The sequence below is a fragment of the Coprococcus sp. RTP21428st1_C9_RTP21428_210409 genome, from assembly GCF_040227395.1.
Classification (GTDB): domain Bacteria; phylum Bacillota; class Clostridia; order Lachnospirales; family Lachnospiraceae; genus Coprococcus; species Coprococcus aceti.
Genome location: NZ_JBEHVV010000034.1, coordinates 1 through 18962 on the forward strand (window position 1 = coordinate 1; position 18962 = coordinate 18962).

Consider the following 18962-nt stretch of genomic DNA (forward strand, 5'->3'; position numbering starts at 1 on the left):
CAGTATAGACAGATGACTTTATTTGATATAGGAATGAAGGCGTGAAGGTGGAAGTTATGGACAATATGAAGGTTTTCACATGCAGAGACAGATATGACGATATGGCTACATGCATATATGAGGCGTGGAGTATGGCACTGCAGGTCGGACACGACCATGTGATGCTTATGAAGGAGCCTGTGGAACAACTGGATATGTTCGCTGACTATATACATGTCGAGCCGGATGCGGACAAGGTGCAGAAGTTTACCCGGTCTGTGAAGAAGGTATCCTGGCTGGTGTACCGCAACGTATTCAATGCACTATTGTCGCATCAGGAGGATGCACTGGACACTGTGTACAGATATCTGATACTGGCATTTGCCGAGGGCCGAAAGGTGGAACATATGCTCATAAGTCCGGAGGTGATGCGTATCATGGAGCTTGGGCGGAGTGTGAGCAACGAGGCACATCTATTCAGGGAGATAGCCAGATTCACTGTTGTCCAGGGGCGGGTGTATGTATGTCATATAGAACCAAAGGACGATGTTGCGCTTCTTGTCGCCAGTCATTTTGCGGACAGGATGCCGTCAGAATACTGGCTGATAGTGGATGATGGCAGACGTTACGCCGTGGTGCATCCGGTGGATTCGGATATGTATGTGAGGCGGCTTACAGATCAGGAGATGGAGACGCTGGGCAGTGCAGAATATATGGAGGATGATTACACAGATATGTGGAGAACATTCTTCAGCGCGGTGAGCGTGGAGCAGAGAGAGAACTACAGATGCCAGAGAAGCATGTTCCCTTTGTGGTCGAGAAAGCATGCTACAGAATTTTTGGGATGATCATAGAAAAAATGCTTGAATTGGCTGGAAAAATATGATAGTATCTGAACTTGTGATGTATTAATCATATTTTCCTTGCTCACAGATGACTGTGGGCCAGAGACCATAAGGAGGTGCAATGTAATGAACAAATATGAATTAACTTTAGTTGTTAGTGCAAAGATTGATGAGGAAGCCAGAACAGCTGTAGTTGATAAGGTTAAGTCTTATATTGAGAAGGCTAACGCAACAATTACAGAAGTTAACGAGTGTGGACTCAAGAAGCTTGCTTACGAGATTCAGAAGATGGGCGAAGCATACTACTACTTCATTCAGTTTGATGCAGAGGCTGGAGTTCCAGCTCAGCTTGAGGCTAACATTCGTATTATGGAATCAGTTCTTAGATATCTTTGCGTTAGATTAGACGCCGAGTAATAGGAGGTATTCTATAATGAACAAGGTAATATTGATGGGTCGTCTCACAAGAGACCCGGAAGTTAGATATTCACAGTCAAACACAGGTGATGGCCAGATGGCTATTGCAAGATACACATTGGCTGTAGACAGAAGATTCAATAGAAATGGCGACCAGAGTGCAGACTTCATCGGCTGCGTTGCATTTGGCAGGAGTGCTGAGTTTGCAGAGAAGTACCTGAAGCAGGGAACGAAGATTGCTATAACAGGTAGAATCCAGACTGGAAGCTATACGAATAAGGATGGTAACAAGGTGTACACAACTGATGTTGTTGTTGAGGAGCAGGAGTTTGCTGAGAGCAAGGCTGCAAGCGGACAGGCATCAGGCGGTGGATATCAGCCAGCAGGAAGACCGGCACCTGGCAATGCAGGAGCTGAGGGCTTCATGAGTATACCGGAAGGTATTGAGGACGATTTACCATTCAAGTAAAATAGGAGGTAAATACAATGGCTTACAATAAGACTGATAGAGCTGACGCTCCAATGAAGAGAAGAAATATCCGTAGAAGAAAGAAAGTCTGCGAGTATTGTGCTAATAAAGAGGCTGTGATCGATTACAAGGATTCAAACGCACTCAGAAAGTATATCTCAGAGAGAGGTAAGATCCTTCCAAGAAGAATCACAGGAACATGTGCTAAGCATCAGAGAGCAATCACAATTGCTGTTAAGAGAGCTAGACAGATCGCAATATTACCATACGTTCAGGATTAATTCTTATCATTGATAAGTATATAAAGGACCCGTTGTTCAGCTATGTGCTGGATGACGGGTTTTTGTGTAAATTCATAGAATATTATTTCCTGTAGGCGTATTTTATGAGGACAGAAAGGTGGGGGATAAATGGCAGAGAATGTTGTGAGAGTAAGCGGACTCACGAAGACATTTGGAAAGAATACTGTTTTGTCCAATGTCAATATATCTCTTGAAAGGGGGAAGATATATGGCTTTATAGGACAGAACGGGGCAGGAAAGACTACCCTGATCAATCATATCAATGGTCTGTTGTTTCCTGACGAGGGAGAGATAGAATTATTTGGCGCCAGTGACAGCAAGGGGCTGGTGAATGCCAGAAAGAGGATAGGAACGGTGTGCGAACATGCCGGACTGCACGACAATTATAATGCTGGAGACAACATAAAGCTTAATATGAAGCTGAGGGGGATAAAGAACGACAAGCTCATCGAGCAGACCATAGCAAATGTTGGATTGCAGGGCGTTGGCAAGAAGAAGTTTAGGAATTATTCGATGGGAATGAAGCAGAGGCTGGCGATTGGCTGTGCCATGCTGTCAGGTCCGGATCTCCTGCTATTGGATGAGCCGATAAACGGACTTGATCCGGTTGGAATAGTTGAGATAAGAAATCTTCTCAAGCAGATAAATCAGAGATTTGGTGTGACGATACTTATATCCAGCCATATACTCACAGAGCTTCACGAGCTGGCAACGGACTACATAATGATAGACAGAGGACAGATCATAGACTGCCTCTCTGCAGCGCAGCTTGACGCGAAGTGCCACAGGAGACTGAGATTGCGCACCAATGATGTGAAGAAGGTTCTTGATATACTTGCTATGAGATACAATATAGTGAATGTGTATGTGAATGGCGATGAGATAATCGTGGACCAGCCGGTAAACTCAGACGAGCTGGCATGGGTTCTCTACAATGAGAGGGTGTTTGTCAGTGAGTACCATCTCGAGGAGGAGAGCCTTGAGAACTACTTTATTCACAGGATAGGGGGTGCTCATTATGCGTGAACTGTTGTCGGCTGAATTTTATAAGCTGTATAAGAGCCTGGGCTTCAGGGTGTGCCTGATAGTTTTCTTTGTCCAGGATATAATATATCTGATCTCGGTGGGATTGGTTGGAGATATTCTCGGAATAGAACTCACGGGGGATTTTCAGTTCCAGTATCTGCTGGGCTCGTTTTCTGGAAGCTCGGTGTCCGGCATGCTGTTTGGATTTATTGCGGCGTCGCTCATCACCAGCGATTACAAGTCCAGGGATATCCAGTGTGCGATAGCCCAGGGACACAGCAGGGCACATATAATGTTTTCGAAGATCATAGTATATATAGTGGCGATATGGATACTCTCTCTTGAGGACATACTTGTATATACCATAGGAGGATGCATTTGTGGAGGCTTTGGAAAGGCATTTACCCTGAATGTGGCGGGATATATGCTGAGATCGATAGCGTGCGAGGGCTTTGTGCTTACGATGTTATATATGACATGCGTATTCCTTGCATTTGCGCTGACGTCCAAGGCAGCGTCCGTATCCGTGAATCTGCTGCTGTTTTTCCTGGTGGATCTCGGCGTGCAGATCATGCCTGTGCTGTTCCAGTCGGATGTTCTGGAGAAAATACTGGGCTATATGCCGTTCAGCTCTGTGAGGGAGATGAGCCAGGTCGATATAGACTGGAGTCACGCGGGAATATCCCTGGCAGTGGCCGCTGCGTATGGCGCGGTGATGATAGTGGCAACGTGGTTGACATTCAGGAAGAGAGATCTTCGATAGAGAATTATGACAGAATATACATTTGCTCAACCGTTCATCTGTGTTGACAAAAGTTCTGTCAAAGTTTATTATAACTCTAGCTATGAGAAAAACTCATAGGGATTTACATGCAGAGGATCAAACAATGTGTAGAAAAGGAGTATAACGATGGGAAAATACACAAAGGAAGACATACTGAAAAAGGTCAAAGAAGATGATGTTGAGTTTATAAGACTTCAGTTCACAGATATTTTTGGTGACCTTAAGAACGTAGCGATAACCTCAAGCCAGATAGAGAAGGCACTTGACAACAAGATCATGTTCGACGGTTCTTCTATAGAGGGCTTTGCGAGAATTGAGGAGTCAGATATGTATCTGTATCCTGATTATGATACATATGAGACATTCCCTTGGAGACCACAGCAGGGAAAGGTTGCAAGACTTATATGTGATGTATATAAGCCTGATGGAACACCATTTGAGGGCGATCCAAGATATGTACTTAAGAGAGCTCTGGCTGAGGCAAAAGAGATGGGTTACACTATGAATGTAGGTCCTGAGTGTGAGTTCTTCCTCTTCCAGACAGATGAGAACGGAATGCCTACAACTAACACATACGAGAGAGCAAGCTATTTTGATCTCGGACCACTGGATTTCGGTGAGAATGCGAGAAGAGATATGGTTCTTACTCTTGAGCAGATGGGATTTGAGATCGAGGCATCACACCATGAGGTAGCTCCTGCACAGCATGAGATAGATTTCAAGTACGGTGAGGCTTTGAGAACCGCCGACAACATCGAGACATTCAAACTGGTTGTAAAGACTATTGCCAAGAGACATGGTCTCTGCGCAACATTCATGCCAAAGCCAAAGTATGGCGTATGCGGTTCAGGTATGCATATGAACATGTCGCTCCAGAAGGATGGCAAGAACATATTTGCAGATGAGAACGATAAGCTCGGACTTAGCCAGGAGGCTTACTGGTTCATCGCCGGAATCATGGAGCATATGAAGGAGATGACAGCCATCACCAACCCACTTGTAAATTCATACAAGAGACTTGTTCCAGGCTATGAGGCTCCTATTTACATCGCATGGTCAGCAAAGAACAGAAGTCCACTTATCAGAATTCCAAGTGCACGTGGTGCAGGAACAAGAGTTGAGCTCAGATGTCCGGATCCAACAGCTAACCCATACCTTGCCATGGCAGTATGCCTTAGAGCAGGACTTGACGGAATCAAGCGTCAGCTTCCAGTTCCACCAAGTGTAGATACAAATATATTCAACCTCACTGCAGAGGAGAAGAAGACACGTCATATCCACAGCCTTCCTGCAAACCTCAGAGAGGCAACTCTTGCCATGAGCGAGAGCGACTTCATGAAGGAGGCAGTTGGTTCACACATCTTCGAGAGGTATACAAGTGCCAAGATGGATGAGTGGAATGAGTACACAAGACAGGTTACAGACTGGGAGATCTCAAACTATCTGTACAAAATCTGATCTTATACACGAACAATATAAAATGATGAGTAGTATAGGTAAGCGGAGCGAAAGGTCTGCTTACCTATATATTTGATAATAGCTATACATACACGATTGAGAGGGCTTTGATTTGGTAAATGTTATAATAGTTTTTCCGAAAATAGAGGAAGCAAAGAGTATAAAAAACCTGCTCATTCGCAATGGTATAAGTGTTACAAAGGTGTGTACAACCGGAGCCCAGGCGGCGCAGGCTGCGGATGCGTGTGACGATGGAGTCATAATATGTGGATATAAATTCCTGGATATGATGTATTCAGATCTTGAGAATTATATTCCGAAATATTTTGACATGATCGTGCTCAGCAGCAAGAAGAATTATGAGGAAGTCCGGGATAGCGGCGTGGTATGTCTGTCTATGCCGATAAAGTCCATGGACTTTGTGAATACCGTAAGTCTCACCATAGAGAATCTTCTGTGGGAGAGAAAAAAGAGAAAGTCCAGGCCAAAGGAGAGGACCGAGGAAGAGAAGAAGGTCATCAAGGCGGCAAAACTCAAGCTTATGCACGACTTTGAGTATGATGAACAGGGCGCTCACAGATATCTGCAAAAGAAGAGCATGGATAACGGTATAAATATAGTCGAGATGGCATATATGATACTGGATAATTCAGATTGTTTTTAAAACAGATCAAGAGGGAGGCTTTCTATTGCGATTCACGAAGATGGAAGGACTTGGAAATGACTACGTGTACGTGAACTGCTTCAGAGAAAAGGTATATGATCCGGAGATCTTAGCCAGGCTTGTCAGTGACAGGCACAGGGGCATTGGGGGCGACGGACTGATACTTATAGGACCTTCGGCCAGGGCTGATTTTAATATGGATATATACAATGCGGATGGCAGCAGGGCAGAGATGTGTGGAAATGGCATAAGATGCCTTGGCAAGTATGTATACGACCATGGAATGACGGAGAAGACGGAATTTACTGTGGAGACACAGGCGGGTATAAAACGGCTCAGATGTATTCTGCAGGATGGAAGAGTGGTTGCGGTATGTGTGGATATGGGCAGACCGGATATAGGTGCGGCTGTCGAGATGGCTGTTCTGCCTGATGAAACCGTGGATTTTGTCCGGGTATCCATGGGCAATCCCCATGCGGTTGTGTGGGTGGATGATATATATGTCTGCCAGATGGAGACTCTGGGGCCTGAGATGGAAGTGCATCCCATGTTCCCGAACAGGACAAATGTAGAATTTGTCCAGATCGTTGACGAAGATCATATGAGGATGCGAGTGTGGGAGCGCGGCTCCGGCGAGACATTTGCGTGCGGTACAGGCGCGTGTGCGGCTGTGGCGGCGGGGATAGCTGCCGGCAGGACGAGAGATTCGGTAAAGGTCTCATTGCTCGGAGGAACTTTGGATATTGATTACGACAGGCAGAATGAAACTATGTACATGACAGGACCGGCAAGGGAAGTATTTGAAGGCTGGACTGATATATATTAGGAGGAAAGATATGTTTAAGGCAAATGAAAATTATTTAAAGCTTCCGGGAAGTTATCTCTTCTCAACAGTTGGAAGAAAGCAGAGAGAGTACGGCGCGGCACACCCTGACAAGAAGGTTATAAGACTCAGTATCGGTGATGTGACTCAGCCACTTGCACCGGCTATCATAGAGCGCCTTCACAAGGCTGTAGATGAGATGGCAGTTGCGGAGACATTCAAGGGATATGCTCCTGATCTCGGCTATGAGTTCCTCAGAAACACCATAGCAAAGAACGACTATGCTGACAGAGGCGTGGACATATCTGCTGATGAGATATTTGTCAGCGACGGGGCAAAGAGTGACTCAGCAAATATTCAGGAGATATTTACAGCAGACAGCAAGATTGCAGTATGTGATCCTGTATACCCTGTATATGTTGATTCAAATGTAATGGCAGGAAGAACAGGAACATACGACAAGAACACAGAGTTGTGGAGCGATGTAATTTACATGCCATGTCTTGCGGACAATAACTTTGCGCCAGAGCTTCCAAAGGAGACACCTGACATCATATATCTGTGTTTCCCAAACAACCCTACAGGAGCAACGATCAAGAAGGATCAGCTTCAGGAGTGGGTAGATTACGCAAATAAGGTCGGAGCAGTCATCATCTACGATGCTGCATACGAGGCATATATCAGCGAGGAGGATGTTCCTCATACAATATATGAGTGCGAGGGCGCAAAGACATGTGCTATCGAGCTCAAGAGCTTTTCTAAGAACGCAGGATTCACAGGAACACGTCTTGGCTATGCTGTAGTTCCAAAGGATCTGAAGGACGCAGATGGCGTGTCAATGCACAGCCTGTGGGCAAGAAGACATGGAACAAAGTTCAATGGCGCTCCATACATTGTTCAGGCAGCAGGAGACGCAGTGTACTCAGACGAGGGCAAGGCTCAGACAAAGGCTCAGATCGCATACTACATGAACAACGCAAAGGTTATCTCACAGGGACTCAAGGATGCAGGCTACACTGTATCAGGCGGTGTAAATGCGCCATACATCTGGCTTAAGACACCGAACAACATGTCATCATGGGATTTCTTCGATTATCTGCTTGAGAATGCAAATGTAGTCGGAACCCCAGGTTCAGGCTTCGGACCAAGCGGTGAGGGATATTTCAGACTTACTGCATTCGGAACTTATGAGAATACAGTTGAAGCTATAGAGAGAATCAAGAATATGTAATACAGCTATAAGCTGTGGTGTATACATGCATGGATCAGCGTGTGTGATCCGAGATATATACGTTACAGTACATAGTGTCTTTGGCATGCCTGCAGGCACTCCGGTAAGGGGAGTCTGCGGGCATGTTTTTTGTTATTTGTCGGTCTTTACTCATATATTCAGATTTGATATAATGACTTATAAGGGTGATTAAAAGCCAATAACGGAGGTATTGAGATGAAGGATAACGGACTTTTGGTACAGTATTTTACAGCGAATACGACCGACAGCCAGGATTTATGGAAAAAGGCAGCAGAGGACGCTGCGGTTCTGAAGAAGATGGGGGCTACGGCTGTATGGTTTCCGCCTGCTACAAAGGGAGCACAGGGCAAAGAAGATATGGGGTATGCTCCGTACGATCTGTATGATCTGGGAGAGTTTGACCAGAAGGGTTCAGTTGGAACCAGATATGGAACTAAGGATGAGTATATAGCTGCTATAAAGGCTATGAAGGATCAGGGGATAAATGTCTATGCGGACATTGCGGTCAGACAGAAGCTCGGCGCTGACAGGATAGAGAAGGTTACAGCAGCCGATTTCAACACCAAAGATATTCCACAGATGATCGGCAATAAGAAGACTGTGGGAGCACTTTCAAAGTTTACATTCCCTGGAAGAAAGTCAAAGTATTCCAAGTTCAAGTGGAACTGGAAGCATTTTGCGGGAATAGACTGGAAGCAGGAAGAATTCAAGAAGCGTGTGTGCGCTCTTGAGGGCAAGGATTATGACGAGGCGGACAAGGAATATTCCAAGTATGATTATATAATTGGAAGCGAGATTGATTTCTACAATCAGGAAGTGTACGACGAGCTCATGGCGTGGGCTCAGTGGTACGAGAAGACCACTGATGTGGACGGATTCAGATTCCAGGAGGCAGAGGCTATCCCTGCATGGTTTGTGAAGGATTTTATTGAAGCGACATCTGATGTCCCTGTAGCCGCTAAGAAGAAGGGCGTAGATGAGGCTCCGGAATATGTACATAAGGACATATTTGCTGTCGGTGATTTCTGGCACTGGAATACAGAATATCTGAATGGCTATATCAAGGCCACAGACAATGAGGCATCCATGTTCGATGTGCCATTGCACTTCAATTTCCACGATGCATCTGTGGCAGATGGAGAGTATAACATGGCAGATCTACTTAAGGGTTCACTTATGATGAGCAATCCGGAGAAGGCTGTTACATTTGTAGATAACCACGAATCCCAGGTCGGAGGAGTTCTGGAATCGTACGTTGAGGATTGGTTCAAGCCTCTGGCGTATGCGGTCATACTGCTCAGAGAGCAGGGCTATCCGTGCCTGTATATCGGCGACTACGCGGGAATACCACAGGTTAAGGTAAAGTCGAAGAAGACGATACTGAATAAGCTGCTCAAGCTCAGAAAGAAATATGCATACGGAACTCAGCACGACTACTTTGATCACAGCGAGGTTGTTGGATGGACCAGAGAGGGCGACGAGGAGCACAAGGATTCAGGACTTGCGGTTGTCATGTCCGATGGAATGGGCGGCACCAAGAGAATGTATGTGGGCAGACAGTTTGCGGGAGCACATTTTGCAGATGTCATGGGTAATGCCAAGTATGACATCAAGATAGATGACGAGGGCTGTGGCAAGTTCTATGTCAACAGAAGAGGCCTTTCAGTCTGGATCAAAAAAGATTGCAAATTATAAGAAAGTGGTATATAGTATATATTACTTTATCACGCTAAAGTCGTGAAAGTCAAAAAGGAGCTTAGACATGGGAAAAACAGTACATACAGAGGCAGTACAGGATCTGTTTGAGGCAATACTTACATTGGAGACAGAAGAGGAGTGCTTTAATTTCTTTGAGGATGTATGCACGGTGAATGAACTGTTATCTATAGCACAGCGTTTTGCAGTGGCCAAGATGCTGAAGGAAGACAACACATATCTGGAGGTTGCGGAGAAGACCGGAGCATCCACAGCCACGATAAGCAGGGTCAACAGATCCCTGAATTATGGCAAGGACGGATATGAGCTTGTATTTTCAAGAATGAAGAGCTTCCAGCAGAATGACAAGCAGAGCAACGAGAAAACCGACAAGTAGTCAGACAAAACCCCTGAACGATTACATTTTATCGTTCAGGGGTTTTATTTGTGTTACAGGCTGGAGTCCTGTGGAATCTGGTCGCAATACTTGTTGGTTGTGCGTAAGCTGACTATTTTTTCTTGCCCTCGGCTGCGGCGTTTGCCTGTGGCTGCTTAGCCTTTGCGGCTTTGGCTGCTGCCTGCTCTCTGGCTTTCTGTGCCTGGGCTTTAGCCTTCGCCTTGGCATCTTCCTCAGATTCCTGTCTGAGCTTGTCTACCAGATGCTCTACATATTTCTTCTTGGCATATATATCAACTGAGAGAAGTGAGATCATGCTGAGATCGTGGAGATAGGAGTCCTTCTCAGGATCGTACATGGCATCAGCCTTGTTGGCTGTTCTCACGATATCCTTGATGATGTCACCGTAATGCTGGGATAGATGCTCATACAAGTGGGCGTATATATCAGAAATATCCTTTCCGTCCTTGTTGGAATCAAAATAACCATCTATAAGAGGCTCAAGCAGAGTCTGTATATCGTTGATGCTGAGCATGTTCTTCAGGTAGTATATATAAATGAGCAGTATAAGGTGCTGCTTAGAATATCTCTTCTTGTTAGGCGATGGCAGAAGATTGTTCTTCGTGTAGTTGTTGATCATGGTCTTGGTCATCACCTTGTCCTCGTCATTGCGCCTGTTCTTTCCAAGCTGATCCTCCATGAAGGTGGTCAACTGATCCATGTACAGGTCAATGGAAGGAATATCTTTAGGGTTTATATAATCAAGGCCACCGGCCATTGATATTATGTCTTTAATATTTGTCTTTTTATCCATGTAGACACCTCTTATATTAGTTGGAGCACGCACAGGAACTGCTGTGCGAAAATGCTGTTCATAAATACCGTTCACAAATTGACATATTCCAACAGTTGTACGTGCTGTGTATGCAGTATGCATTGTTTACGTAGCATGTGCTGTTTTGTGCAGTATGTGTTGTTTATGCAGTGTGTAATACCGCATATAAACAGTTGATTTTGAATCAACACGACATATTATATAGTATTCAAAACTACATTACAAGGTTGTTTTACTATAAAACGTATTAATTTGTTAAAAAATCAAGGGGAAAGAGAATGCTCAGGATGCTAGCTGGCTGCAAGCTTGACGATTGTATCTTTTTGAGCCGAAAAAAGAGAAAAGCACACAAGCTTTCGCAAGCCTGTGTGCTTTTCGTAAATTCCTTCGAGAAATATCACAAAATTGTATCTTTTTCAACGAAAATGTCTGTTTGCGCATAACCCCGCCACCCGGCGCTGGCTTACTCGCCGTCGGCGTCGCCTGGCTCCTGCGGAGCCAGCGTGATAAGCACTCTGGCGACTCGCTTTTTGTCCATCTCAAGTACCTTGTAGATGCATGAGATGTCGGTGACGGACTCGCCCTTGGCTGGAATGTGATCCAGCAGCTCGGTTATGTAACCGCCGAGGGAGTCGTAGTCCTCTGATTCTATCTTTAGATTCAGTGCATCATTCAGATCATCCAGCTTGATGGAGCCATCGACGTTGTAGTGGGTGTCGTCAACCTTGATGATGTTGTTGTGTTCCTCCGTGTCGTACTCATCCTTGATGTCTCCGATGATTTCCTCAATGAGATCCTCGATGGTAATAAGTCCTATGCAGATTCCGTACTCATCGAGCACGATGGCCATGGTATTGGAATCCGACTTCATGGAGTGCAGAAGATCATTGGTCTTCTGATATTCATATACATACAGTGGCTTTCTCATGATGTTACGAACGCTGAAATTATTGATATCATGGGTTGCCTTGTAGAAGAAGAGATCCTTAACATGAAGGATACCGATCACGTTATCTCTGGAGTCCTCATATACAGGAATTCTCGTATACGGTACTTCCATGTAGAGCTTCAGCAGATCATCATAAGCCATATCAACAGAGGCGATGGTCATATCTGCTCTTGGGATCATGACATCCCTTGCAATGGAATCTCCGAAGTCCACCACATTGGTTATCATTTCCTTTTCTTTGTCCTCGATGACGCCTTCCTCCTCACTGACATTCACCATGCTTATGAGTTCATCCTCGGTCATCTTCTGGTTGCCGCCGTCCTTGTCGAGCCTTATGATCCAGAATATAAAATCAGCGATCTTGTTCACTATGAATATCACAGGCGTGAGCACTATCATAAGGAACTGGATTATGTCAATGTATAACAGCGATATCTTCAGGTTATAACGCTGAGCCAGGGTCTTTGGTGTGATTTCTCCGAAGAGGAGAACGATCAGTGTCAGGGCTCCGGTTGCAATACCGACAGCAGAGCTTCCAAATGCCTTTGTTACGAATGTGGTCGTGAGAGAAGATGCTGATATGTTGACAATGTTATTTCCTATAAGAATAGTGCTTATCAGCTTGCTTGAATTCTCTGTGACCTTGAGAACCCGTGAGGCCCGCTTGTTGCCGTTGTCTGCAAGAGACCTGAGCGAGAATTTACTCACCGTTGTGAGTGCTGTTTCAGCTGAAGAAAAGAATGCGGACAGTGCGATCAGCACCACCAGAATGATAATGTTTATTATGGAACCTGCGTCCAAGATTTCATCTCCAATCATTTAAAAAATTTTTAATTCTGATTGTACTTAATATATAGCATATTGTCAAGAATCCGTACCTTGATGTGGCAAAGAATCAGCGAAGAATGAAATGTGGAATAAAAAGCAGAAAAAGACACACAATAATAAGGCAGCAGAAAAATGCATAGCAAAAAGGAGAGAACATCATGAGAAGTTCAACAGAAACCTACAAAGAAGTTGCAGAGAGATGCAGTGCGTATGAGAAGAAGTGTTCTTGTAAGGGCCTTTCAAACGATGTGACGGGTAAGAGTTGTCTTAACTGCGATCATTTTACAGACACAGAGTACTGTGAGCTTGATCTGTATGATCCTATAGTCAAGAATCTCTAGCTGGCAGCCAGAAATTTCTGGTAAAGGATATCAGAATGGAAGAGTGGAGCGGGGCAGGAAAAGCGCCGCTCTGTACATAAAGTAAAGTTGACACATCTGACATGTATTGATATACTTAATCACTGAAAATGGAGACGTTTGCGTGTGCAGACAGAGTAAATAGTGAAAGGTATATACGTCGATGATTAGTGCGAATAACGTAACATTGAGATTTGGTAAGAAGGCTTTATTTGAGGATGTAAATATCAAATTTACAGAGGGTAACTGTTATGGACTGATCGGTGCAAATGGTGCCGGCAAGTCAACTTTCCTGAAGATCCTGTCAGGAGAGATAGAGCCGTCAAAGGGTGATGTGACCATGAATGATGGAGAGAGACTTTCAGTTCTCCAGCAGGATCACTACAAATACGATGAGTACCAGGTGCTTGACACAGTAATCATGGGTAACAAGCGTCTGTATGAGATAATGAAGGAAAAAGATGCTATATATATGAAGGAGGACTTCTCAGACGAGGATGGAGTCAAGGCTGCAGAGCTTGAGGCTGAATTTGCTGAGATGAACGGCTGGGAGGCAGAGTCAGATGCTTCCACACTCCTGAACGGACTTGGAGTAGGCACAGAGTATCACTACAGCCTGATGAAGGATCTGGATGGTGGACTCAAGGTCAAGGTGCTTCTTGCCCAGGCCCTTTTTGGCAATCCGGATGTACTTCTTCTGGATGAGCCTACAAACCACCTTGATATGGATGCCATCGCATGGCTTGAGGAATTTCTCATCAACTTTGAGAACACGGTTATCGTTGTATCGCATGACAGATATTTCCTGAACAAGGTATGTACCCATATAGCAGATATAGATTACAGCAAGATCCAGCTTTACGCAGGTAACTATGACTTCTGGTACGAGTCAAGTCAGCTTATGATCAAGCAGATGAAGGAAGCCAACAAGAAGAAGGAAGAGAAGATCAAAGAGCTCCAGGAGTTCATTCAGAGATTCTCAGCAAATGCTTCCAAGTCCAAGCAGGCTACATCCCGTAAGCGTGCCCTTGAGAAGATCGAGCTGGATGACATCAAGCCATCAAGCAGAAAATATCCATACATTGATTTCAGACCAAAGAGAGACATCGGTAACGAGGTGCTTACCGTATCACATATCTCCAAGACGGTTGACGGAGAAAAGCTTCTGGATGATATCTCGTTCACGGTTGGTCATGACGACAAGATAGCATTTGTCGGACCGAACACCAAGTCAACCACCATGCTCTTCAAGATACTTGCAGGCGAGGAGGAACCGGACGAGGGAAGCTATAAGTGGGGAGTTACTACCTCACAGGGATATTTCCCTAAGGACAACACCAAGGAGTTCGACAACGACCTCGTGATAGTTGACTGGCTGACACAGTATTCAGACGAGAAGGATGCCACATATGTAAGAGGCTTCCTCGGAAGAATGCTCTTTGCAGGTGAGGATGGAGTTAAGAAGGTCAAGGTCCTCTCTGGAGGAGAGAAGGTAAGATGTCTTCTGTCCAAGCTGATGATCATGGGTTCAAACACCCTGATCCTCGATGAGCCTACAAACCACCTCGATATGGAGTCCATCACGGCACTCAATAACGGACTTATCAAGTTCCCTGGTGTAGTACTGTTCTCCTCACAGGATCACCAGTTTGTACAGACAACTGCAAACAGAATCATAGAGATTACAAATACAGGTCTCATAGACAAGCAGACAACATACGATGAGTATCTTGCAAATGACGAGCTTGCCAGAAAGAGACAGGTCATGAACATGGATTCAGAGGACTGATATATTGATATATGATCACCTGAATACAGATCATGACAGAAAAAATGGCTGTGACACAACAATATGTCACAGCCATTTTTTCTTATTCTATACCCAGATCAAAAATGTAATTCAACAGCTTGATAATGTGGTCAACATTCTCCTCGCTGTTGCCCGGGAATGAGAGATACACATCGTTGTATCCCAGGTTCATGCGGTTGGCAAAATCCGTTCCGCTGATGTCTATTGCGTATGCGGAAGTATGATTTGCGGAATCCTGCGCCGTTACTACACGATCCTTGAGCTCTCCCTCGAAGAGAGTTTTGAGAGTGCCGTCATATGTATCAAGCGGATGTATCAGATTTATCCAACTGCAGCACTCAACTCCGGCCTTGTCGGATATCAGCACATCATATACATTGTCCTCGCACAGCAGCGGGAAGGAAGAGTATTCCGTTCCATTTGCATCGTAGTCAGCGTCAAATGTAGTCGGATCGTAATGCAGGTTCTGCATATATTTGATCTTGTCCGAGTCCTTATAATTATAGTAGCTCTTATAGTCGTCTATAACGGATGTGTCCACGCTCCATGGATCAGGACTGTTGACCACCGCATATGCAAATACCGTCGGCCGGGTATTGGAATATACCGCCAGTGAGATCCAGGCCAGTGACACTACGATCATCAGTATTCCTATGATCTTCCATTTGTTGCAGTCTATAAAATAATGAAAACGCTGTGAGCGTGTCATGTCCGCTGTCTCAGCCTTTTTTTGCGCCCGTCTGTATCTGCGGCGCTCTGATCTCGTCATGGCGTGAAGCTCAAGACTGTTTTCGGTCGCAAGGTCCGCTTTGGGCGCTGCAGATCTAGGATCTGAGAAACCGTCGGCCACCTCACGCTTGACACCCCTTGGCTGGATCAAAATGTCATCCGGGGCATCCTTCTGTGTGCTTTCCAGCACCTCTTCCTGTGTATAATCTTTTTTGCTCATTCAAAACTCCTCTGCACGAAAAGAGCCGGAGGGCGTCCGGTCTTCCGCGTCAAATATATTTAATAATAGTATACTAACATATAGAAGAGGAGAACAGAACCCCTCCAATAGTGAAAAAAGTCTAAAATTTAAAATTGCACAATAAAACAGATCGGTTTTGCATGCACTATACATAATGACTAAAAGAAAACCCTGTAAATAAGCTGTTTTCTATATATAAAGTACAGTTGCCATATTAGCCGGAAAGGCGCATGGAATGTACGAAAAATAGGCTATTTGACAAAAATGATAAAATACACGCCTTATAGATAAAGTTTAATTAGTTATTTTTTTAGCTTAAAAAAAGGCGAATGTGCAAAAAAGATAAAAAAACTCAAAAAAGGGGTTGCCAAATTAGATAATATGCCCTATAATAAGCCTATGTTGACAAGGACGTTGTCAATAAAATCACAACAGAGGTCATGAAAAAGCATGACACGGCATTCCGGATATGCTCGATAAGGTGATTTTAGAGCATAGCATTGGAATAGCACACATATTTAAAAGGAGGGTTTTTTTGTGAGAAAAATCAAAAAGGCGTTAGCACTTTCATTAGCTATGGCAATGGGATTATCACTCGTTGCATGTGGCGGAAATGATGATGCTACAACAGAGGCATCAACAGAGGCTAAGACAGAGGCAACAGAGGCAGCATCAGATGATGCTACAGAGGCAACAGAGGCAGATGCTTCAGCAACAGGAGCAATTGCAGCACCTAGCACAGATGGCTGGGATGACAGCAAGAAGATCTACGCTTACTCATGGGATGAGGATTTCTCAAAGAAGATGAAGGTCGTTCTTGACAAGTTCCCAGAGTACAAGGACTATGTTGAGTTCGTAACACTTGGTGTTGGTGGAACAACAGATGAGTACAAGACAGCTATTGATACAGCTCTTACAAGTGGAGATAAGTATCCTTCACTTATCCCTGCTGATAACGATGTAGCTAAGTACTGGTCAGAGGATGACACAAAGACAGCTAACCTTACAGATCTTGGTTTCACAGATGATGTTATGGCTAACTCATATGACTTCGCTAAGCAGTATGGCACATACAACGGCGAGCTTAAGGCTGTTACATGGCAGGCTACAGCAGGTTCTGTATTCTACAGAAGAGACATTGCTAAGGAAGTTCTTGGATCAGATGATCCTGAGACAGTTCAGGCAGCTCTTGCTGATTGGGACAAGTTCTTCGAGACAGCAGACAAGTTAAAGAATGCTGGATACAAGATCGTATCTGGTCCTTCAGATGTTAAGTACGCTATCTGGGATACTCAGTCACAGCCTTGGGTAACAGATGACGGTTCATCAGAGAAGCTTACACTTGACGGTGCAGTTACAGAGTACCTTGAGACAGGTAAGAAGATCTATGATGGTGGATATTCAAACAACACAGCCCTTTGGGATTCATCATGGGCTGCTGATATGGCAAATGATTCAAAGGTATTCTGCTACTTCGGATGTCCTTGGTTCATCGGTTCAATGCAGGGTAACGGCGCTGTAGATGGTAACTGGGGAGCTGTTACAGGCCCTACATCATACCACTGGGGCGGTACATACGTAATGGTTGGTAAGGATACACCAAACCCAGAGCTTTGTGCATTCCTTCTTTACGAGTTAACATGTGATCCAGATGTTGGTGTTGATATCACAAACAAGACAGGTGACTGTGTAAACAACAAGGCAGCTAACGAGAGACTTATCAATGGTGAGCTTTCAAGCGAAAATGCAGCTCAGAAATTCCTTGGCGGACAGAACCCAATCGAGGTATGGGCAGCATCAGCAGAGGGAATCAACCTCAGCAACACAACATACCAGGATGCTTCAATCAAGGCATTCATCGACGAGGCAGCTACAGCTTACAACTCAAATACATACACATCAGTTGATGATGCTGTTAAGTACATCGAGGACAAGTGTGCTTCAGAGCTTGGTATCTCAAAGTAATCTATCCCTAAAATAAAGGATAAAACTATAAAGTAACAAAATGCACGCATCAGTAATGAAAGTTGCTGGTGCGTGTGTACTATAGACCAATATTTTAAGGGGGCGTATCACACTATGAAAAAGAACAAGACAGTTGAATACGGCAAGTATGGTTTGATGTTCCTCATTCCGTTCTTCCTTGTTTTCCTTATCTTTCAGCTGTATCCACTTATCTATACGTTCTACAACTCATTTATCTACTCAGCTAAGAATGGTAGATATGTGACAACAAGCGTAGGACTCGGTAACTTTACCAATTATGTGTTTGCAAAGACCGGAAGTGAGTTCTGGCAGGCACTTGCTATAACAGTTGTTCTGTGGTTGGTAAACTTCGTACCTCAGATCCTTCTCGCACTTGTTCTTGCTGCCTGGTTCACAGACATCAAGGTTAAGATAAAGGGTCAGGGTGTATTCAAGGTAATCATGTACATGCCTAACATCATTACAGCAGCTACAATCGCCGTTCTCTTCTACGGTATGTTCGAGGTTCAGGGACCTATCACGAGCCTGTTCAGAAGTTGGGGATGGTGTGATGAGGGTGGTATCCTGAATCACGGCTGGGCATCACTTATAATCATTGCTTTTATCCAGTTCTGGATGTGGTATGGTAATACAATGATCGTCCTTTGTGCAGGTATTCTCGGTATCAATCCATCACTTTACGAGGCAGCCAGTGTTGATGGTGCTACATCAAAGCAGCAGTTCTTTAAGATAACACTTCCACTGCTCAAGCCGATCTTACAGTATACACTTGTAACATCAGCTATCGGTGGTCTGCAGATGTACGATATTCCACAGCTCTTCAACGAAGGTAACCCGGTTGTAAGAGTAGGTGGATCGGATGTCAATTCTACAACAACAGTAGTTATGCTTATCAAGAAGTACGTAAGTGCAGGTCCTACACAGGATTATGGTAAAGCTGCAGCTTACTCAGTAATGCTTTTCGCATTCACATTGATTATAAGCTTACTGTTCTACAAGCTGACATCAGAGAAAACAGAAAAACAAGGAAAGTAGGTGAACAAAGTTGGATCAGACAGAATCAAAAGCAACGGGAACGAGGGTTTTAAGATATGTCATCTGTATCATACTTTGT

The 18962-nt window shown here is 44.5% G+C and carries 19 protein-coding genes; 16 read left to right on the forward strand and 3 right to left on the reverse strand.

Annotated features, from left to right (window positions below; translation table 11 throughout):
- The first annotated feature begins 56 nt into the window (after window positions 1-56).
- From ABUA34_RS08095 to ABUA34_RS08150, 12 genes are all read left to right on the forward strand, one after another.
- Window positions 57-827 carry a TIGR03915 family putative DNA repair protein gene (locus ABUA34_RS08095; RefSeq protein WP_330375961.1) on the forward strand — a complete coding sequence of 257 codons (771 nt, stop codon included), beginning with the start codon at window positions 57-59 and terminating at the stop codon, window positions 825-827.
- Between the two features lie 123 nt (window positions 828-950).
- Window positions 951-1241 carry a 30S ribosomal protein S6 gene (rpsF, locus tag ABUA34_RS08100; protein WP_015533308.1) on the forward strand — a complete coding sequence of 97 codons (291 nt, stop codon included), beginning with the start codon at window positions 951-953 and terminating at the stop codon, window positions 1239-1241.
- A 16-nt stretch (window positions 1242-1257) separates the two neighbouring features.
- Complete coding sequence (locus ABUA34_RS08105) at window positions 1258-1710, forward strand: single-stranded DNA-binding protein (protein WP_022216615.1); 453 nt, start codon at window positions 1258-1260, stop codon at window positions 1708-1710.
- A gap of 17 nt (window positions 1711-1727) precedes the next feature.
- Complete coding sequence (gene rpsR, locus ABUA34_RS08110; RefSeq protein ID WP_015533306.1) at window positions 1728-1991, forward strand: 30S ribosomal protein S18; 264 nt, start codon at window positions 1728-1730, stop codon at window positions 1989-1991.
- Between the two features lie 129 nt (window positions 1992-2120).
- Window positions 2121-3038 carry an ABC transporter ATP-binding protein gene (locus tag ABUA34_RS08115; protein ID WP_117875410.1) on the forward strand — a complete coding sequence of 306 codons (918 nt, stop codon included), beginning with the start codon at window positions 2121-2123 and terminating at the stop codon, window positions 3036-3038.
- On the forward strand, window positions 3031-3801 hold the full coding sequence (locus tag ABUA34_RS08120) for a DUF2705 family protein (protein ID WP_015533304.1): 771 nt from the start codon (window positions 3031-3033) through the stop codon (window positions 3799-3801). The genes ABUA34_RS08115 and ABUA34_RS08120 overlap by 8 nt, the downstream gene beginning before the upstream one ends.
- A gap of 147 nt (window positions 3802-3948) precedes the next feature.
- Window positions 3949-5280 (forward strand): type I glutamate--ammonia ligase, encoded by a 1332-nt coding sequence (gene glnA, locus ABUA34_RS08125; protein WP_349823133.1) that lies wholly within the window; start codon window positions 3949-3951, stop codon window positions 5278-5280.
- A gap of 112 nt (window positions 5281-5392) precedes the next feature.
- Window positions 5393-5944, forward strand: a complete 552-nt coding sequence (locus ABUA34_RS08130) for an ANTAR domain-containing response regulator (RefSeq protein WP_070098466.1) — start codon at window positions 5393-5395, stop codon at window positions 5942-5944.
- A 25-nt stretch (window positions 5945-5969) separates the two neighbouring features.
- Window positions 5970-6770: a diaminopimelate epimerase gene (gene dapF / locus ABUA34_RS08135; RefSeq protein WP_055143828.1), complete on the forward strand. Its 801-nt coding sequence runs from the start codon at window positions 5970-5972 to the stop codon at window positions 6768-6770.
- A 10-nt stretch (window positions 6771-6780) separates the two neighbouring features.
- The gene (locus ABUA34_RS08140; RefSeq protein ID WP_349823134.1) at window positions 6781-7998 is read left to right on the forward strand and encodes an LL-diaminopimelate aminotransferase; all 1218 of its coding nucleotides are present in this window, start codon (window positions 6781-6783) and stop codon (window positions 7996-7998) included.
- Window positions 7999-8214: 216 nt separating this feature from the next.
- Complete coding sequence (locus tag ABUA34_RS08145; protein WP_349823135.1) at window positions 8215-9714, forward strand: alpha-amylase; 1500 nt, start codon at window positions 8215-8217, stop codon at window positions 9712-9714.
- A gap of 67 nt (window positions 9715-9781) precedes the next feature.
- Window positions 9782-10111: a YerC/YecD family TrpR-related protein gene (locus tag ABUA34_RS08150; protein ID WP_015533300.1), complete on the forward strand. Its 330-nt coding sequence runs from the start codon at window positions 9782-9784 to the stop codon at window positions 10109-10111.
- Window positions 10112-10223: 112 nt separating this feature from the next.
- On the opposite strand, the gene ABUA34_RS08155 is transcribed toward ABUA34_RS08150, so the two are convergent.
- Together ABUA34_RS08155 and ABUA34_RS08160 are read right to left on the reverse strand one after the other, a co-directional pair.
- A complete protein-coding gene (locus tag ABUA34_RS08155) occupies window positions 10224-10925 on the reverse strand; it encodes a DUF1836 domain-containing protein (protein ID WP_055143830.1) in 702 nt (233 codons plus the stop codon).
- 484 nt (window positions 10926-11409) lie between these two features.
- Window positions 11410-12714, reverse strand: a complete 1305-nt coding sequence (locus tag ABUA34_RS08160) for an HlyC/CorC family transporter (protein ID WP_117548551.1) — start codon at window positions 12712-12714, stop codon at window positions 11410-11412.
- 167 nt (window positions 12715-12881) lie between these two features.
- Here ABUA34_RS08160 and ABUA34_RS08165 point away from each other — a divergent pair, with 167 nt between their 5' ends.
- Window positions 12882-13064 (forward strand): hypothetical protein, encoded by a 183-nt coding sequence (locus ABUA34_RS08165; RefSeq protein WP_015533298.1) that lies wholly within the window; start codon window positions 12882-12884, stop codon window positions 13062-13064.
- 181 nt (window positions 13065-13245) lie between these two features.
- The gene (locus tag ABUA34_RS08170) at window positions 13246-14871 is read left to right on the forward strand and encodes an ABC-F family ATP-binding cassette domain-containing protein (protein WP_015533297.1); all 1626 of its coding nucleotides are present in this window, start codon (window positions 13246-13248) and stop codon (window positions 14869-14871) included.
- 82 nt (window positions 14872-14953) lie between these two features.
- Here ABUA34_RS08170 and ABUA34_RS08175 read toward each other — a convergent pair whose 3' ends face one another.
- Window positions 14954-15841, reverse strand: coding sequence for a hypothetical protein (locus ABUA34_RS08175; RefSeq protein WP_349823136.1), 888 nt, complete (start codon window positions 15839-15841; stop codon window positions 14954-14956).
- A gap of 558 nt (window positions 15842-16399) precedes the next feature.
- On the opposite strand from ABUA34_RS08175, the gene ABUA34_RS08180 reads away from it, so the two are divergent.
- Together ABUA34_RS08180 and ABUA34_RS08185 are read left to right on the forward strand one after the other, a co-directional pair.
- Entirely contained in the window at window positions 16400-17827 is a 1428-nt protein-coding gene (locus ABUA34_RS08180; protein WP_349823137.1) for an ABC transporter substrate-binding protein, read from the forward strand.
- Window positions 17828-17941: 114 nt separating this feature from the next.
- Window positions 17942-18883 (forward strand): carbohydrate ABC transporter permease, encoded by a 942-nt coding sequence (locus tag ABUA34_RS08185; protein ID WP_015533296.1) that lies wholly within the window; start codon window positions 17942-17944, stop codon window positions 18881-18883.
- Window positions 18884-18962 lie beyond the last annotated feature (79 nt).

Coding starts and splice junctions, on each gene's coding strand:
- glnA (WP_349823133.1), top strand. CDS start 3,949: ATGGGAAAATACACAAAGGAAGACATACTGAAAAAGGTCAAAGAAGAT.
- ABUA34_RS08160 (WP_117548551.1), bottom strand. CDS start 12,714: ATGATTGGAGATGAAATCTTGGACGCAGGTTCCATAATAAACATTATC.
- ABUA34_RS08095 (WP_330375961.1), top strand. CDS start 57: ATGGACAATATGAAGGTTTTCACATGCAGAGACAGATATGACGATATG.
- ABUA34_RS08165 (WP_015533298.1), top strand. CDS start 12,882: ATGAGAAGTTCAACAGAAACCTACAAAGAAGTTGCAGAGAGATGCAGT.
- ABUA34_RS08170 (WP_015533297.1), top strand. CDS start 13,246: ATGATTAGTGCGAATAACGTAACATTGAGATTTGGTAAGAAGGCTTTA.
- rpsR (WP_015533306.1), top strand. CDS start 1,728: ATGGCTTACAATAAGACTGATAGAGCTGACGCTCCAATGAAGAGAAGA.
- ABUA34_RS08115 (WP_117875410.1), top strand. CDS start 2,121: ATGGCAGAGAATGTTGTGAGAGTAAGCGGACTCACGAAGACATTTGGA.
- ABUA34_RS08140 (WP_349823134.1), top strand. CDS start 6,781: ATGTTTAAGGCAAATGAAAATTATTTAAAGCTTCCGGGAAGTTATCTC.
- ABUA34_RS08105 (WP_022216615.1), top strand. CDS start 1,258: ATGAACAAGGTAATATTGATGGGTCGTCTCACAAGAGACCCGGAAGTT.
- rpsF (WP_015533308.1), top strand. CDS start 951: ATGAACAAATATGAATTAACTTTAGTTGTTAGTGCAAAGATTGATGAG.
- ABUA34_RS08120 (WP_015533304.1), top strand. CDS start 3,031: ATGCGTGAACTGTTGTCGGCTGAATTTTATAAGCTGTATAAGAGCCTG.
- ABUA34_RS08150 (WP_015533300.1), top strand. CDS start 9,782: ATGGGAAAAACAGTACATACAGAGGCAGTACAGGATCTGTTTGAGGCA.
- ABUA34_RS08155 (WP_055143830.1), bottom strand. CDS start 10,925: ATGGATAAAAAGACAAATATTAAAGACATAATATCAATGGCCGGTGGC.
- ABUA34_RS08185 (WP_015533296.1), top strand. CDS start 17,942: ATGAAAAAGAACAAGACAGTTGAATACGGCAAGTATGGTTTGATGTTC.
- ABUA34_RS08145 (WP_349823135.1), top strand. CDS start 8,215: ATGAAGGATAACGGACTTTTGGTACAGTATTTTACAGCGAATACGACC.
- ABUA34_RS08175 (WP_349823136.1), bottom strand. CDS start 15,841: ATGAGCAAAAAAGATTATACACAGGAAGAGGTGCTGGAAAGCACACAG.